General features: G+C 53.4%; 14 protein-coding genes. 11 read left to right on the top strand and 3 right to left on the bottom strand.

All coding sequences use genetic code 11. The annotated features are described in order from the left end of the window. Positions 1 to 11: 11 nt before the first annotated feature. The gene (locus tag GCU45_RS02995; RefSeq protein WP_167527070.1) at positions 12 to 1,154 is read left to right on the top strand and encodes an NAD(P)/FAD-dependent oxidoreductase; all 1,143 of its coding nucleotides are present in this window, start codon (positions 12 to 14) and stop codon (positions 1,152 to 1,154) included. Positions 1,155 to 1,194: 40 nt separating this feature from the next. Next, a complete protein-coding gene (locus GCU45_RS02990) occupies positions 1,195 to 3,378 on the top strand; it encodes an MMPL family transporter (RefSeq protein ID WP_244364411.1) in 2,184 nt (727 codons plus the stop codon). On the opposite strand, the gene coaA is transcribed toward GCU45_RS02990, so the two are convergent. Continuing rightward, positions 3,364 to 4,284: a type I pantothenate kinase gene (gene coaA / locus GCU45_RS02985; RefSeq protein WP_152398013.1), complete on the bottom strand. Its 921-nt coding sequence runs from the start codon at positions 4,282 to 4,284 to the stop codon at positions 3,364 to 3,366. The genes GCU45_RS02990 and coaA overlap by 15 nt on opposite strands. Positions 4,285 to 4,568: 284 nt before the next feature. Between coaA and GCU45_RS02980 the strand changes: the two genes are divergently transcribed. From GCU45_RS02980 to GCU45_RS02950, 7 genes are all read left to right on the top strand, one after another. Then, complete coding sequence (locus GCU45_RS02980; protein ID WP_076171822.1) at positions 4,569 to 5,504, top strand: DNA-binding transcriptional repressor DeoR; 936 nt, start codon at positions 4,569 to 4,571, stop codon at positions 5,502 to 5,504. Between the two features lie 239 nt (positions 5,505 to 5,743). Then, positions 5,744 to 6,412, top strand: a complete 669-nt coding sequence (gene deoC, locus GCU45_RS02975; RefSeq protein WP_145024503.1) for a deoxyribose-phosphate aldolase — start codon at positions 5,744 to 5,746, stop codon at positions 6,410 to 6,412. 169 nt (positions 6,413 to 6,581) lie between these two features. Then, positions 6,582 to 7,760 (top strand): NupC/NupG family nucleoside CNT transporter, encoded by a 1,179-nt coding sequence (locus tag GCU45_RS02970; RefSeq protein WP_152398012.1) that lies wholly within the window; start codon positions 6,582 to 6,584, stop codon positions 7,758 to 7,760. A gap of 47 nt (positions 7,761 to 7,807) precedes the next feature. Next, positions 7,808 to 8,989: a phosphopentomutase gene (deoB, locus tag GCU45_RS02965; RefSeq protein ID WP_152398011.1), complete on the top strand. Its 1,182-nt coding sequence runs from the start codon at positions 7,808 to 7,810 to the stop codon at positions 8,987 to 8,989. 49 nt (positions 8,990 to 9,038) lie between these two features. Further along, positions 9,039 to 9,746, top strand: a complete 708-nt coding sequence (gene deoD / locus GCU45_RS02960; RefSeq protein WP_076171689.1) for a purine-nucleoside phosphorylase — start codon at positions 9,039 to 9,041, stop codon at positions 9,744 to 9,746. A gap of 63 nt (positions 9,747 to 9,809) precedes the next feature. After that, positions 9,810 to 11,111 carry a pyrimidine-nucleoside phosphorylase gene (locus GCU45_RS02955; RefSeq protein ID WP_152398010.1) on the top strand — a complete coding sequence of 434 codons (1,302 nt, stop codon included), beginning with the start codon at positions 9,810 to 9,812 and terminating at the stop codon, positions 11,109 to 11,111. 141 nt (positions 11,112 to 11,252) lie between these two features. After that, positions 11,253 to 11,693 carry a MarR family winged helix-turn-helix transcriptional regulator gene (locus GCU45_RS02950; protein WP_105442369.1) on the top strand — a complete coding sequence of 147 codons (441 nt, stop codon included), beginning with the start codon at positions 11,253 to 11,255 and terminating at the stop codon, positions 11,691 to 11,693. 138 nt (positions 11,694 to 11,831) lie between these two features. On the opposite strand, the gene GCU45_RS02945 is transcribed toward GCU45_RS02950, so the two are convergent. Beyond that, positions 11,832 to 12,152 carry a DUF4190 domain-containing protein gene (locus tag GCU45_RS02945; RefSeq protein WP_152402741.1) on the bottom strand — a complete coding sequence of 107 codons (321 nt, stop codon included), beginning with the start codon at positions 12,150 to 12,152 and terminating at the stop codon, positions 11,832 to 11,834. 230 nt (positions 12,153 to 12,382) lie between these two features. Then, positions 12,383 to 13,258: an AraC family transcriptional regulator gene (locus GCU45_RS02940; RefSeq protein WP_076171697.1), complete on the bottom strand. Its 876-nt coding sequence runs from the start codon at positions 13,256 to 13,258 to the stop codon at positions 12,383 to 12,385. A gap of 233 nt (positions 13,259 to 13,491) precedes the next feature. Here GCU45_RS02940 and GCU45_RS02935 point away from each other — a divergent pair, with 233 nt between their 5' ends. Beyond that, positions 13,492 to 14,550, top strand: a complete 1,059-nt coding sequence (locus tag GCU45_RS02935; protein WP_152398009.1) for a Gfo/Idh/MocA family protein — start codon at positions 13,492 to 13,494, stop codon at positions 14,548 to 14,550. Beyond that, the gene (locus GCU45_RS02930; protein WP_076171703.1) at positions 14,547 to 15,404 is read left to right on the top strand and encodes a sugar phosphate isomerase/epimerase family protein; all 858 of its coding nucleotides are present in this window, start codon (positions 14,547 to 14,549) and stop codon (positions 15,402 to 15,404) included. The genes GCU45_RS02935 and GCU45_RS02930 overlap by 4 nt, the downstream gene beginning before the upstream one ends. Positions 15,405 to 15,426 lie beyond the last annotated feature (22 nt).

The raw sequence follows: 15,426 nt of genomic DNA, 5'->3' as shown, positions 1-15,426 counted from the left end.
AGATGATTCCCATGCAGGACGCGGTCATCATCGGAGCTGGCCTTGCCGGCTGCAGTTTAGCTATCCGGCTGTCCGCCCAAGGGTGGAAGACCGTGCTCATAGACCGACAGTATTTTCCCCGTCATAAGCCATGCGGGGAATTTCTGTCTCCGGAGGCGAGGGAGACGCTGGCCAGCCTTGGTGTAGCGGAGGCTGTCGAGCGAATGGAGCCGAATCCGATTCACCGGGCCCGCCTGGTGCTGAGGCATGGACAGGTGCTGGAAGCAGCGCTCCCCGGTACAGGCTGGGGCATCAGCCGGTATACGCTGGATGCCGGCCTGCACCGAGCTGCACGGGAGGCGGGCGTGGAAATACGGGACGCGACGACGGTCACAAGCATTCATGCCCGTGAGGATGGAGTCGGATATATCGTCGGGACCCGGACCGGCGGACTCAGCGATACGCTGGAGGCGAGAACGGTGATCGCCGCCTGGGGCTGTCACCGCCGGCCGGATTTGATCGATTATGAACAAATGGGGCAGGACGGGCATGCCTACATCGGGATTAAAACGCATATGACCGGGCTCGCAGGGACGGAAGCCGTGGAACTTTATCTGGTTCCCGGAGGCTACATCGGGATCGCCCCTGTTGAAGCGGGCACATTTAATGTGGCCGCGCTTCTGCGGCGGGACCGGTTGAAAGGCGCGGGAGTGAAGATGAAGGAGCTGCTGGATTTTGCGGCAAGCGGCAATCCCCTGCTTGCCCGCCGATTGTCGGAAGGAACGCCGACCGACGGGACGATGACCTCGACTGCGCCGGTATATTTGTCCCGCCGGCCTCAGCCCTGGCGGATGATTCCGCATGCCGGAGATGCCTGCGCCATGATTCCGCCGCTCTTCGGAGACGGGATGAGCGCCGCCCTGCGCTCCGGCATTCTGTGCGCCTCGTTTGCCGACCGCTATTTGCGGGGCGAGCTTAGCATGCAGGACTGGGAGCGGCTGTATACCGAGGCGGTACACCGTGAATTCAGCGGTATTTTGCGAAAAGGGCGCTACTTGCAGGCGATCAGCGGCCGGCCCTCTGCCGGAAGGATTCTGTCAGGCTTTGCCCGGCTGTTCCCACCGGTCGCTGATTCATTGGTCAAAGCGACGCGGCTGAAGAACACGATGTCTTAGTTAGACTGCAGACCGCATGCCGAAAGGAGGAGGGAATCGGGTGATTTACCGTTTCATAACCGGACTTGCTCTCCGCTATCCTGCGTGGGTGCTGGCATGCTGGACTGCGCTACTCGTCCTGTGCGGTTCGGCAGCGATATCACTGCCTTCTATCCTGAAGGATCACGGGCTGCGTACGGAAGGAACTTCCGCACAGGTCGAGCGGATCCTTTCGGAAGATTACCAACTCCCCAATGAACCGGCCATTGTCGTCTTCGAACGGGAGCCCGGAGCCTCCCGCGCTTCGTTTGAATCGGGAATCCTGACGGTATTGGAACATCTCCGGCGGGTGGACGGCAGCCTGACCGTCATTTCACCGCTGGAGCATGAGGGGATGATGGACAACCAAGCCGCCTATGCCCTGTTGGGGTTGGAAACCCAGCATCAGATCGCCGGGACGGGGCTTGACGCCATTCGCTCAGCTTTGCCCGAGCCGCCCGGTGTGAAGATCACGCTGACCGGCAAGCCAGTCGTGCAGGACGATGTCAACCGGGCGAGTATGCATGACTTGAAGAGGGCGGAGCTGATCGGTCTGCCGCTGGCTTTTCTGATCTTGTTCTACGCGTTCGGCGGCTGGATCTATGCCCTCATCCCGATTGCAGCAGGGTGCACGGCCGTGGGCGTTTCGATGGGGATTCTTTATTGGCTTGGGAGCGGCCTGCAGCTGGAGCTGTCCAACTTCGTGCTGAACGTCATACCCATGGTCGGCCTGGCGCTCGGCATCGATTTTGGACTGATTCTTGTCAGCCGCTTCCGTGAGGAATGGGGGGCATCCAACGGCCGAGTAGAGCTGGCGCTGTCGGTCACCATTAGGCAGGCTGGCAGGGCTGTGCTCTATTCGGCCGCCTGCGTAATCCTGGGGCTCATCGCCATTACATTCATCCGGATGCCGATGTTCCGTTCGGTCGCCATTGGGGCGATGGTCGTCGTTTTTGTATCGGCTTTGGTGAACTTAACGCTTGTCCCTGCCTTTTTGACCTTATGGTCACCGGTGATCCCGATTCGGCGGAGTTCCGCAGCGGCAGCAGCCACCTTCAAGCCCGGACTGATGCAGCGATGGTCCCGCTACGTCATGCAGAGGCCAGTCCGGATGACGCTGGTGTCCACAGCGCTTCTGCTGACAAGCATCCTGCCGATTCGCTACTTGCAGACCTCCGTTCCTGATGCCGCCTCTCTGCCGTCAAGCTATCCTTCACGGCTTGGTGCGGAACTGGTGGATTTCCGTTTCAACGCCCCTTTTACCTCAATGATCCCGATGGTGGTGATTGGACGCGGGGATACTTTGTCGGCAGCGGAATGGAGCGCAGCTTACGAGCTGTGGCAAAGGTTGAAGGCGGACCGGGATGTGCTCCGGGTTGACTCCATCTTTTCCAATATCCCCAAGTTCAATGATCAGCCGGGGGGCTTGTCAAGCCCCGGAATGCTGCAGCAGCTGCCACAGAATACGAGTCAACCGCTCGTTCGTGAGGACAACCTGTTGATGTCGGTAACGCTTCGCCCAGGCATGGATGATCAGCAAACCGAGGCATGGCTGCAGAAGTGGGAAATTCAGGGAAAGAATGAGAGGGGTATTCGGATACTGCTTGGGGGAGAAGCCAAGTACCGGCTGGAAGTAAGCGAAGAGATCAAAGCCAGGCTCCCTTCGGTGCTTTTTTGGATGGCTATAACCAATTTTGTGGTGCTGTTCGCAGGTTTTCGTTCGATCATCATACCGGTCAAAGCACTGCTGATGAACCTGCTCAGCCTTACTGCGTCGTTCGGGGTGCTGGTGTACTTTTTTCAAGATGGGATGCTGGGGGGCGGATCAGGCAGCATCGCTGTCATGATCCCGGTATTTATCTTCGGGTTGGTGTTCGGGGTTAGTATGGATTACGGCGTTTTCCTGCTGTCCCGAATGACCGAGGTGTATCATCGCACAGGAAATGCGGAAAAAGCGATAGCTGCGGGACTCTCTTCCACGGGGAAAGTGATCACCTCAGCGGCAGCCATCATGATCGCCGTCACTTTGCCGTTTATCGCCGGGGATGTGGAAGGAGTCAGACAGCTTGGGTTCGGTATCGCTGCGGCGATCCTGATCGATGCGACCCTGATCCGCTTTATGCTCGTTCCAGCGTTAATGAAGCTGATGGGGCATGTCAATTGGTGGCTGCCGCATCAGCTTCGCCGCTGGTTATTTACGGAGTAATACCTGCTGGATTTGATGATCCGGCCCTTTTTTTAAGATCAGCTTGGCACGTGCCTTCGTAGGCAGAATATTCTCCATTAAATTTTTCAGATTGATCGTTCTCCAGATTTCCGACGCGTTCTGCACGGCTTCCTCTTCGGAGAGACTGGCAAATTTGTGAAAGTAGGACCTTGGATCTTGGAAGGCGGTATCGCGGAGCAGTTGGTAACGCTCGATATACCAGCTGCGGATATCCTGCTCTTCGGCGTCGATGTAGATCGAGAAATCAAAGAAGTCGCTGATAAAGACCGGCGCCTCCGTATTGACCTGAAGGACGTTAATCCCTTCCAGGATGAGGATATCCGGCTGGTCGATCAGCTGCTCCTCGTCCGCCAGAATATCATAGGCCAGGTGCGAATAGACAGGGGCCTTCAGTGCAGGCTGTCCGGATTTGACGCCGCTGATAAACTGCATCAGCTTCTTGATGTCGTAGCTCTCCGGAAATCCCTTTTTGTTCATGATGCCTTTTTCCTCAAGAACGCGGTTCGGGTACAGGAAGCCGTCCGTCGTGACCAGATCTACGCGCGGATGCTCCTGCCATCTGGACAGCAGCGTTTGCAGCAGGCGTGCGGTCGTGCTTTTGCCTACGGCTACGCTGCCGGCGATCCCGATAATATAAGGCGATTTGGGCGCTCGGATGCCGGTGAATGTGTTCATCTTTTCTTGAAGCTGCTGGAAAGCACTTACATACAAATGAATGAGGCGGGTCAGCGGAAGATAAATGTCGCGCACTTCCCGCAGCGAAATTTTCTCGTTCAAGCCTTTGAGGCGTTCAAATTCCTCTTCCGTCAGCGGAAGCTTCGAGTCCTCTTGTGCCGCCTTCCAGTCCTTCCGGTCAAATGTATAATAAGGGGAGTATGTGTTCATGGTACACTCGCTTTCTAAACAAAGTAGGGCCATGCCAAACCAGCTCCTGTCGTTTCAAGAGTATGTAAACGGGAAATGAATCCCAAAATAAACTGTGACATTGCGCGTTACTAATGCGAACTGAATTATAGCATGTTAAGCGGCTTAAATAAACCTTAGGGTTAAAAATGGATACCAGAAAAACCGTTCAATCGACAAAAGGGTTTGGGCTTTCGGGAACAAGAGGTATAATAGGATCAGTGCAAGCCAAATCATGCGAGAGCGGGACAAGTGAGCTGAAGACGATGGACATTGAAAGACAAAGATTAGCAATTGAGGCAGCCAGACTGTATTACCAGTCCGATTACAGCCAGCAGGATATCGCCGAGCGGCTGGGCGTTTCCAGGCCGACAGTATCGAGATTGCTTCAGCATGCCAAGGAACAAGGATACGTGCGGATCGAAATTGTCGACCCTGGCGAAGATTTAAACGTGCTGGGCCGGAAGCTGAAGCGCAAATACGGCTTGGATACGGTACAGGTCTGTTATTCCCCGTTAAACCAGTACGAGGAAATCAAGAAGCATATCAGTAAAAAGGCAGCCGAATTCCTCCACGAGATCGTCCAGGACAAAGATATTATCGGGGTCACTTGGGGGACGACAATGCATGCTGTCGCGCTTCAGCTTGCGCCCAAGCAGGTAAAAGGTGTCGAAGTCGTGCAGCTGAAGGGCGGTGTCAGCCATTCCCACGTCAACACCTATGCGGCGGAGACGGTGAACCTGTTTGCGGAGGCGTTCCAGACGGTAGCGAGATACCTGCCGCTGCCGGTCATCTTCGACAACATTGAGCTGAAGCGGATCGTGGAGGAAGACCGGCATATCAGCCGGATCATCGAGCTTGGCAAACAGGCGAACATTGCTGTGTTTACGGTCGGTACGGTGAAGGAAGACGCGCTGCTTTTCCGGCTGGGATATTTTAACGAGCAGGAGCAGGAGCTGCTGAAGAAGTCCGGTGCCGGAGACATCTGTTCACGTTTTTTTGATGAAACGGGCCAGATCTGCAGCGAAGAGATCAATAACCGGACGGTTGGTATCGACCTTCACGAGCTTCAAAAGAAGGAAAAGTCCATTCTGGTTGCCGGTGGAGAACGCAAGGTGGAGGCCATTCAAGCGGCCCTCGCGGGCAATTACGCGAACATTTTGATCACGGATCAGTTTACAGCGCAAGCTTTGATCTCTTAGAAAATCATCCATTCATATCGATTGCTTTTTTTGAATTCCGTCCGGATTACATAGGGCGGATTTTTTTTGCGCACATTACGGGAGTGGGCAGAACGATTTGTGAACATAATTTCACGATCTATTTACATATGTTCAGGCCGGTGTTATGATAGTCGTGCAGCTTGAAAGAAAAGCTTTTCAATTCCAGGGAATTGGATAAATAAAAGAATAACCCATTATGAATCAAGGAGTGGATCAGAATGACAAATTTGGCGGGAATGATCGATCATACCCTGCTTAAGGCAGATGCCACCCGGGCCGAGATCAGCAAGCTGATTGACGAGGCGAAGAAGTATGAATTCGCATCGGTGTGCGTAAATCCGACCTGGGTCAAATTCGCTGCAGAACAGCTGAAGGATTCTAAAGTAAAGGTTTGTACGGTCATCGGTTTTCCTCTGGGAGCCACGACTTCGGCCGTCAAAGCATTTGAAGCGAAGGACGCGATCGCTGGCGGCGCAACGGAAGTCGACATGGTCATCAATATCGGCGCGCTGAAGGACGGCGAGGACGATCTCGTGGAAGCCGACATCAAAGCGGTGGTAGATGCGGCTGCAGGCAAAGCTCTGGTCAAGGTTATTATTGAAACCTGCCTGCTGACGGACGAAGAGAAGGAACGCGCAAGCCGCTTGGCGGTTAAGGCGGGAGCCGATTTTGTAAAAACTTCGACGGGCTTCTCTACGGGCGGTGCTACTCCGGAAGACGTTCGCTTGATGCGCCAAACGGTAGGTCCGAACATCGGCGTCAAAGCATCCGGCGGCGTACGCAGTCTCGAGGACATGAACAAAATGATCGAAGCGGGCGCAAGCCGTATCGGTGCTAGCTCTGGCGTCAAGATTATGGAGGGCGGCCAATCCTCGGCTTCCTATTAATAAGGAAGAGAAGAGTCTCGCGCTCAAGTAACCTGTGCATGAAATGAACGGAAGCGGTTTACATCGGAATATGGCAAACCGGGCGGAAAGCTTCCGTTTCTATTAATACCAAGCCTGTAAGCGCTTAATAGATTTGGTTTCATAAAAAATTTCAACTGGGGAGACAGCTATGAAATATTTGATTGCGGTACTAGGGTTAATTGTTGTTTTCGCCCTGTCTTTCGTGGCCAGCAACGACAAGCGGAAGATCCGCTACCGCCCGCTGGTGATCATGATCATTCTCCAGATTATTCTGGGGTACGTTCTGCTCAATACCGTCGTCGGCACTGTGCTGATCAAAGGCTTTTCCGGTATTTTTGAAAAGTTGCTGGTCTATGCCGGAGAAGGAGTCAATTTCGTGTTCGGCGGTATCGCCAACGAAGGACAGGCGCCATTCTTCCTCGGCGTGCTGCTGCCGATCATTTTCATATCGGCACTGATCGGCATCCTGCAGTATTTTCGCATCCTGCCGTTTATTATCCGGTACATCGGCCTCGTGCTGAGTAAGGTGAACGGGATGGGCAAGCTGGAATCGTATAACGCGGTCGCTTCCGCGATCCTGGGCCAATCCGAAGTGTTCATTTCCGTGAAAAAGCAGATTGGCCTGCTGCCGAAGCACCGGCTGTACACGCTCTGTGCCTCGGCCATGTCCACCGTTTCGATGTCGATCGTAGGCGCCTATATGACGATGATCGATCCGAAATACGTGGTCACCGCGCTGGTGCTGAACCTGTTCGGCGGGTTTATTATCGCTTCGATTTTGAACCCATACAAGGTGACCAAGGAAGAAGATGAACTTGTCGTTCAGGAAGAAGAGAAGCAGTCCTTCTTCGAAATGCTGGGCGAATACATTATGGACGGCTTCAAAGTCGCCATTACGGTTGCTGCGATGCTGATCGGCTTCGTCGCACTGATTGCCCTGATCAATGGCATATTTGACGGCATCTTCGGCATTTCGTTCCAGGAACTGCTGGGCTACATCTTTGCACCGTTTGCCTTTGTTATGGGTGTTCCATGGAAGGAAGCGGTGGAAGCGGGAAGCATTATGGCCACCAAAATGGTGTCCAACGAGTTTGTTGCCATGCTGGAACTCGGCAAGCATACCGCATTGTCCGCACGCACGACAGGCATCGTATCCGTGTTCCTCGTTTCCTTTGCGAACTTCTCATCCATCGGCATTATCGCTGGTGCGGTCAAAGGCCTGCATGAGAAGCAGGGTAACGTCGTCGCGCGTTTCGGCTTGAAGCTGCTGTACGGGGCGACGCTGGTCAGCGTCTTGTCCGCGATCATCGCCGGACTGTTTCTATAAAAGACTTGCGTCATGTATACTCAAGGATGAAGGAGTGATAGAAACTTATGCCAAACTTTAAACGTATCCACCTGATTGTTATGGACTCCGTGGGGATCGGCGAAGCACCGGATGCCGCCCAGTTCGATGATTTTGACGTCGATACCTTCGGGCATATCTCCCGTGAGCGCGGCGGCTTGAACATGCCGAATATGGGCAAGCTCGGCCTGTCCAATATCCGCGAAATCGAAGGGATTGCCAAAGCGGACAAGCCGCTGGCGTATTATACAAAAATGCAGGAAAAATCCGCAGGGAAAGATACGATGACCGGCCACTGGGAGATCATGGGGCTGTACATCGATACGCCGTTTCGGGTGTTCCCCGATGGCTTTCCCGACGAGTTGATTCAGCGTATCGAAGAGAAGACAGGCCGCAAAGTCATCGGCAACAAGCCGGCGAGCGGCACTGAAATTATCGACGAGCTCGGGGAAGAACATATGAAGACGGGAGCGCTCATCATCTACACCTCAGCGGATTCTGTGCTTCAAATTGCGGCTCACGAAGAGATCGTGCCGTTGAAAGAACTCTATGAAATTTGCGAATTCTGCCGGGAAATTACGCTGGACGATCCGTACATGCTGGGTCGGATTATTGCCCGTCCGTTCGTGGGCCAGCCCGGATCCTTCAAGCGTACCGCCAACCGTCACGATTATGCGCTGAAGCCGTTTGACCGCACCGTGATGAACGAGCTGAAGGATGCGAATTTCGACGTGATCGCGATCGGTAAAATTTCCGATATCTATGACGGGGAAGGCGTGACCAAGGCGATCCGCACTACATCTAACATGGACGGCATGGACAAGATCATCGGTGTTATGGACGAGGACTTTACAGGACTCAGCTTCCTGAACCTGGTGGACTTTGATGCGCTGTACGGCCACCGCCGCGATCCGCAAGGATACGGGCAAGCCTTGGAAGAGTACGATGCGCGTCTGCCGGAAATGTTTGCCAAGATGACGGATGACGACCTTCTGATCATCACAGCAGACCACGGCAACGATCCGACATACCGCGGCACCGATCATACGCGTGAATACGTACCGCTGCTGGTATATTCACCACGCTTCGCAAATGGAGGCAGTGAGCTTGCACTGCGGAAGACGTTTGCTGATATCGGTGCGACCGTGGCCGAGAACTTTGGCGTCGCGATGCCGAAATACGGCACCAGCTTCCTGGGAGACCTGAAGTAGCACGATTTTACAATATATATGAATCCATGATCTATGGGGAGGAAACGAAATGAGCACTCATATTGGAGCCAAGGCAGGAGAAATCGCAGAAACGATCCTTTTACCGGGGGATCCGCTGCGGGCCAAATTCATCGCAGAAACGTATTTGCAGGATGTACAATGCTACAACGAAGTGAGAGGCATGCTCGGTTTTACAGGCACGTACAAAGGGCAGCGTATTTCCGTGCAGGGAACCGGCATGGGAATTCCGTCGATCAGCATATACGTCAATGAACTGATCCGCGAGTACGGCGTCAAAAATTTGATGCGCGTCGGCACGTGCGGCAGCATGCAGGAGCATGTACATGTGCGTGACGTCATCCTTGCGCAGGCTTCCTGCACCGATTCCGGCGCCAACCGCCACCAATTCGGAGGATACGATTTTTCGCCGATCGCAAGCTTTAACCTGCTGAAATCCGCGTACGATAAAGGGATTGAAAAAGGTCTGAAGCTGCATGTGGGCAACGTATTCAGCTCCGATATCTTCTACCGTGACGATAAATCCATCGTTGAGAAGCTGATGGAGCACGGCGTTCTGGCCGTTGAGATGGAAACGACAGCCCTGTACACGCTGGCAGCCAAGTTTGGCGTCAATGCATTGACCCTGCTGACCGTTAGCGACCACCTTCTGACCGGTGAAGAAACGAGTGCCGAGGAGCGCCAAACTACGTTTAACGACATGATGGAAGTGGCTTTGGAAACGGCGATCGGACTGTAAAGGCAGCATTCTTACATCCCATTCACAGACTAACAATCCCATGGAAAGCGAGGCAGACATCCGATGAGAATGGTTGACTTGATTGAGAAGAAACGGGACGGCGGCGAGCTGTCCACGGAAGAAATTAATTTCATTATTGATGGATATACCAAAGGGGATATCCCCGATTACCAAATGAGCGCGTGGGCCATGGCTGTATTTTTCCAGAACATGACGCAGCGCGAGCGCGCCGATCTCACCATGGCTATGGTGAATTCCGGCGACACGATTGACCTGTCCGCCATCGAAGGCGTCAAGGTCGACAAGCACTCCACCGGCGGTGTGGGCGATACGACGACGTTGGTGCTGGCACCGCTCGTAGCGGCGCTGGACATTCCGGTGGCCAAAATGTCTGGCCGCGGTCTGGGCCATACCGGCGGTACGATCGACAAGCTGGAGGCGATTGAAGGATTCCACGTGGAGATCGACCGCGAAGAATTTGTTCGTCTGGTGAACCAGGACAAAATCGCTGTTATCGGGCAAACCGGTAACCTGACGCCGGCCGACAAGAAGCTGTACGCGCTGCGCGACGTGACCGGCACAGTCAACTCGATCCCGCTGATCGCTTCCTCGATCATGAGCAAAAAAATAGCCGCAGGCTCAGATGCCATCGTGCTCGACGTTAAGACGGGAGCCGGCGCTTTCATGAAAACAGTGGACGATGCCAAGGAACTGGCTCACGCCATGGTCAGCATCGGCAACAACGTCGGCCGTAAAACGATGGCCGTGATTTCCGACATGAGCCAGCCGCTCGGCTTCGCGATCGGCAATGCACTGGAAGTTAAGGAAGCCATTGATACGCTGCAGGGCAAAGGACCGAAGGATCTCGAAGAGCTCTGCCTCGCCCTGGGCCGCCAAATGGTGTTCCTGGCGAACAAAGCCAGTTCCCTGGAAGAAGCCGAAGAGAAGCTGAAGGAAGTCATCAAGAACGGCAAAGCGCTGGAGAAATTCAAGGAGTTCATCAAGAACCAGGGCGGCAACCCGGATGTCGTCGACCATCCGGAGAATCTCCCGCAGGCCAAATACCAGATCGAAGTACCGGCGAAGGAAGACGGCGTAGTCGCCGAAATCGTCGCCGACGAGATCGGTACGGCGGCCATGTGGCTGGGTGCCGGCCGCGCGACCAAGGAATCCGAGATCGATCTGGCCGTCGGCCTGATGCTGAACAAGAAGATCGGGGATTCCGTGAAGAAGGGTGAGTCGCTCGTCACGATCCATGCGAACCGCGAAAACGTGGACGACGTCATCGCCAAGATTTACGAAAATATCCGAATCTCCGATCATGCCGAAGCGCCAACACTGGTGTACGGCATCATCACAGAATAAGCCCTACTGGCTGGAGCCTGGAACTTGCAGAAGTTCCAGGCTTTTTATATTGCTTCCGGTTTCATTGACCAAGCTGTTAAATCAAGGTATACTTCAGCATATGTAGTTGATTAGTAAACAATTATTTCGAGGTGAAGAGTATTGGAGCAGACAGGCAGTGTTTCCAGGTGGATATCGGTGCTGCACCGCCAGTTTCAAATCTATTTGAACCGGGAATTGAAGGAGCATGACATTAATTCGTCGGAGTACATTTTCTTGGTCAACTTGTATATCGAGGACGGGGTATCGCAGGAGAAGCTGTCGGCCAACCTGTTTATCAACAAAGCGGCGACAGCACGGGCAATCAGCAGGCTGGAGGCGCTCGGTTATGTCAAGCGGATCCGGGATCCTCAGGACAGCCGGGCATATTTGGTGACCCTGACCGAGAAAGGGCTGGAGAAGCGGAAGTTTATCAGGTCGAAGCTGAAGGCATGGACGGATATCATTTCGAGCGGCCTGACCTCCGAGGAGACCGATGACATGATCCGTAAATTAAAGATCATGTCCGCCAATGCGGTCGCGGAGACGAAGGGATTGACATAAATCAGCTGGCCGAGCAACGCAGCGCTCGGTCCGTGGAACGCCAAACAAGCGCAGAAAACGCACAAAATTTTTAATAACAGAAAAAGGAATGGGCTACGGGATGCCTCATTCCTTTTTGTGTACCCGTTCGGACGGGAGTTATGCCGTTTTCAATCTTGGTACGGTAGACATGACGTCATATAAAGTGGACGAGTCGATATCCGATCCGAAGAACGCGACCGCGAGCACGACGAAGAGCAGAATCAGGCCCCATAGGAGCACGCCGATAATCCCGCACACGAGCCCGGCAATCGCCATGCCTTTTCCTTGTTCATACCCCCGTTTGAGTTCCTTAAAAGAAAGGGCGGCAAAGATGATCGCCAGAATCCCCAGGATAAATCCTATGTACAAAATCATTACGCTTAGGATGCCGAGCACCATTGAGGCAATAGCTTTGCCATTCGTCTTGGGCGGCGTCATTGGCGGCTGCGGCTGAAAATGTTGATACGGGTCTGGTGAATGTGGATCCAACTGTGATTTCCTCCTCCTGCATTTGGCAGAACACTTTATGTTTATATATTCTGCTTAACATGTCTATTATCACTTAGCAGGACCTATTTGTCGATATTTTTTCGGGCGAAATTCCCAGATTTGACGCACTTTTGCCTGTTTTATCCGAACACAGGAAGCATTCCTGAAGCCATTGCTTTCTATACGCTGAAGCTCTTTCGGAGCTCCGAGGGGGATACATGCTTGTATTTTTTGAAGGCCCGGCTGAAATAATAGATGTCCTTGAAGCCGGAAGACAGGGCAATCTCCGAAATGTTCATTCTGGAGTTGCGCAGCAGGTATTCGGATTTGTTGATTCTAAGCGTGTTGACGTATTCGGTTACCGTCCGCGCCGTAAGCTCCTTGAACAGGCGGCTGAAATGAAAACGGCTGAGGCCGGCCAGCCCGGCAAGCAGATCGACGGACAGTTCTTCTTGGTAATGCTCCTCAATATATTGAAAAATAGGGGTAAACCGCTCCAAATTTTTCAGCCTGTACAGGCTCTCTTCCGGAGAAAGCGTATCTTTGCCGTAACGGCGCAGCAGTATGGCTAGCAGACGGTACAGATAAGATTTGATCGACAGCTCATAGCCGAGTTCCCGTTCGTCCATTTCCCGGATTAGAGACGTGGCGCACTCGGTAATTTCCGGATCGCCGGAAATCTTGCTTGCGAACATAATCTGGTTCTGCGTAATCGGCGTAATAAACTTCGTTTCGACAGCGTCCGGTGTCTGGCTCTGCAGCAGCTTGATATCGACGATCATCGCATAATAGACCAAATCATCGGACAGGCATACCCCGTAATGCAGGTCGTTGCTGTTCACGACCACCATCTCACCCGCTTGAACTTCATAAGGAACCGAGTTCAGCTCGATGAGCGCGGAGCCTTTGGTAAAATACAGAAACTCCATATGATTGTGCCAATGATGGGTAAACAGCGTTTTCCCGTATTCCTTGGCGGTACAATAATGGATCTTCATCGGAAAAAAACGGTCAGGCATATCCATCGGCTCCAGCAGAGCAAGGGGTCTATCCATCCAAGTCACCTCAAAATCGCACAATAAGATAAATTATTAGCATAGCTCTTCATGGCAGTTCCGCCTGTTCTTATTATAATTCAATATATATAGGTTGAACTAATTTTTTTACACCATAATGGCCTGATCGTGCTTGCCTTTTTATGGGTGACATTCACGCGCAGGAAGGACTGCACGGGTTCAATCTACATTTGGAAGCCAAATGCGAGAACCAAAAGGAGAGTTGAAAACGCATGGATAAAGTAAGAGTAGCTGTAATCGGAGCAGGGTCCATTTCGGAGTCCCATTTGAACTCGTATCAAAACAACCCGGAGGCGGAGATCGTCGCGATCTGCGATTTGAACGGGGAAAGAGCCAAGGCCGCTGCCCAGAAATACGGAGCTCAGAAAACATATACCGACTATCATGAACTGCTGGCTGACCCTGATGTCGATGCCGTGAGCATCTGCACATGGAACAACCAGCATGCCGAAATCAGCATTGCGGCCGCCAAAGCGGGCAAGCATGTCCTGGTGGAAAAGCCGCTGTGCAGAACGGTTGAGGAAGCGCTTCAGATTCAGGAAGCCGCGCATGCCGGCGGAAAAGTGTTCCAAGTAGGCTATGTGCGCCGCTTTGACCCGAACGTCGCCGTGCTGCAGAGCTTTATGGAGAGCGGCGAAATCGGTGAGCTGTACTACGCCAAAGCCTCGCTCCTGCGCCGTGTGGGCAATCCGGGCGGCTGGTTCGCCGACAAGGAGCGTTCCGGCGGCGGGCCGCTGATCGACATCGGCGTGCACGCGATTGACCTGTGCTGGTATATGATGGGCAAGCCGAAAGTGAAATCGGTGTCCGGCAACGTATACCACAAGCTGGGCAACCGCAGCCATGTGAAGAACTATTCTTTTTACAAAGCGGCCGACTATGACGCCAGCAAAAACACCGTAGAAGATATGGCGAACGCCTTGATCCGTTTTGAGAACGGAGCGTCGCTGCTCGTGGACGTAAGCTTTTCCCTGCATGCGAAGCAGGATGAAGCGGCGATCAAGCTGTTTGGTACGAATGGCGGCTTCGAAATCGATCCGGCTCTGGTCATCGTCACAGAGAAAAACGATACGATCCTGAACATTGAGCCGCAGGTGGACCATAAAGGCTTTAACTTTGCCGCCGCGTTCCAGAACGAAATCAATCATTTTATCGAAAATATTAAAAACGGCACGGAGCCGATCGCCACGGTCGACGACGGCGTGGAAATGATGAAAATTCTGAACGGCATTTACGAATCCTCTGAGAAGGGAGTCGAAATTCAGCTATGAAAATCGGAGTAAGCACATACAGCCTGTACCGTCCGATTCAATCGGGTGAAATCACGGTTCTGGGCGCGATCGAGAAAATCGCCGAGATGGGCGGAGAACATGTGGAAATCGTTCCGATCGGATACACCTTGACCGGGAATCCGGAGCTGGTGGATCAGATCGTGGCCAAGGCGAAGGAAGTCGGAATCGACGTATCCAACTATGCGATCGGCGCTAACTTCGCTGTGGACACCGAGGAGGCTTACCGTAAGGAAATCGAGCGTGTCAAAGGAGAAGTGGACATCGCCGCACGCCTTGGCGTGAAGCTGATGCGCCATGACGTAGCCAGCCGCCAAGACACATCCATCAAACAGTTCAACCAGGAGGTTGGACGTCTGGCGGAGGCATGCCGCGAAATCGCCGATTATGCGGCGCAGTATGGCATTACGACAAGCGTGGAAAACCACGGTTATTATATCCAGGCAAGCGACCGGGTACAGACGCTGGTTCAAGCCGTGGATCGGCCGAACTTCCGGACGACGCTGGACGTGGGCAATTTTATGTGCGCGGACGAAGATCCGGTGGCCGCCGTCAAGAACAACATTCCTTATGCTTCCATGGTGCACATCAAGGACTTTTATTTGCGGCCAGCCGCCCTTAATCCGGGTGACGGTTGGTTCCGCACGGCCAGCGGGAATTTCCTGAGAGGTGCCATTGCGGGGCACGGAGACATCAACCTGCGCGAATCGATTCGGATCATCAAGGAATCCGGATTTGACGGGTATTTCTCGATCGAGTTTGAAGGAATGGAAGACAGCTTTCAGGGCACAAAAATCGGCCTGGAGAACGTCAAACGCTTCTGGAACGAGGTATAGGCCTGGAATCAAAGCAGCCAAT

The sequence above is a fragment of the Paenibacillus cellulositrophicus genome, assembly GCF_009363095.1.
GTDB classification, from domain to species: Bacteria; Bacillota; Bacilli; order Paenibacillales; family Paenibacillaceae; genus Paenibacillus_AQ; species Paenibacillus_AQ favisporus.
Note: the sequence above shows the minus strand (reverse complement) of the source record. Positions and strands in the feature narration are given on the sequence as shown.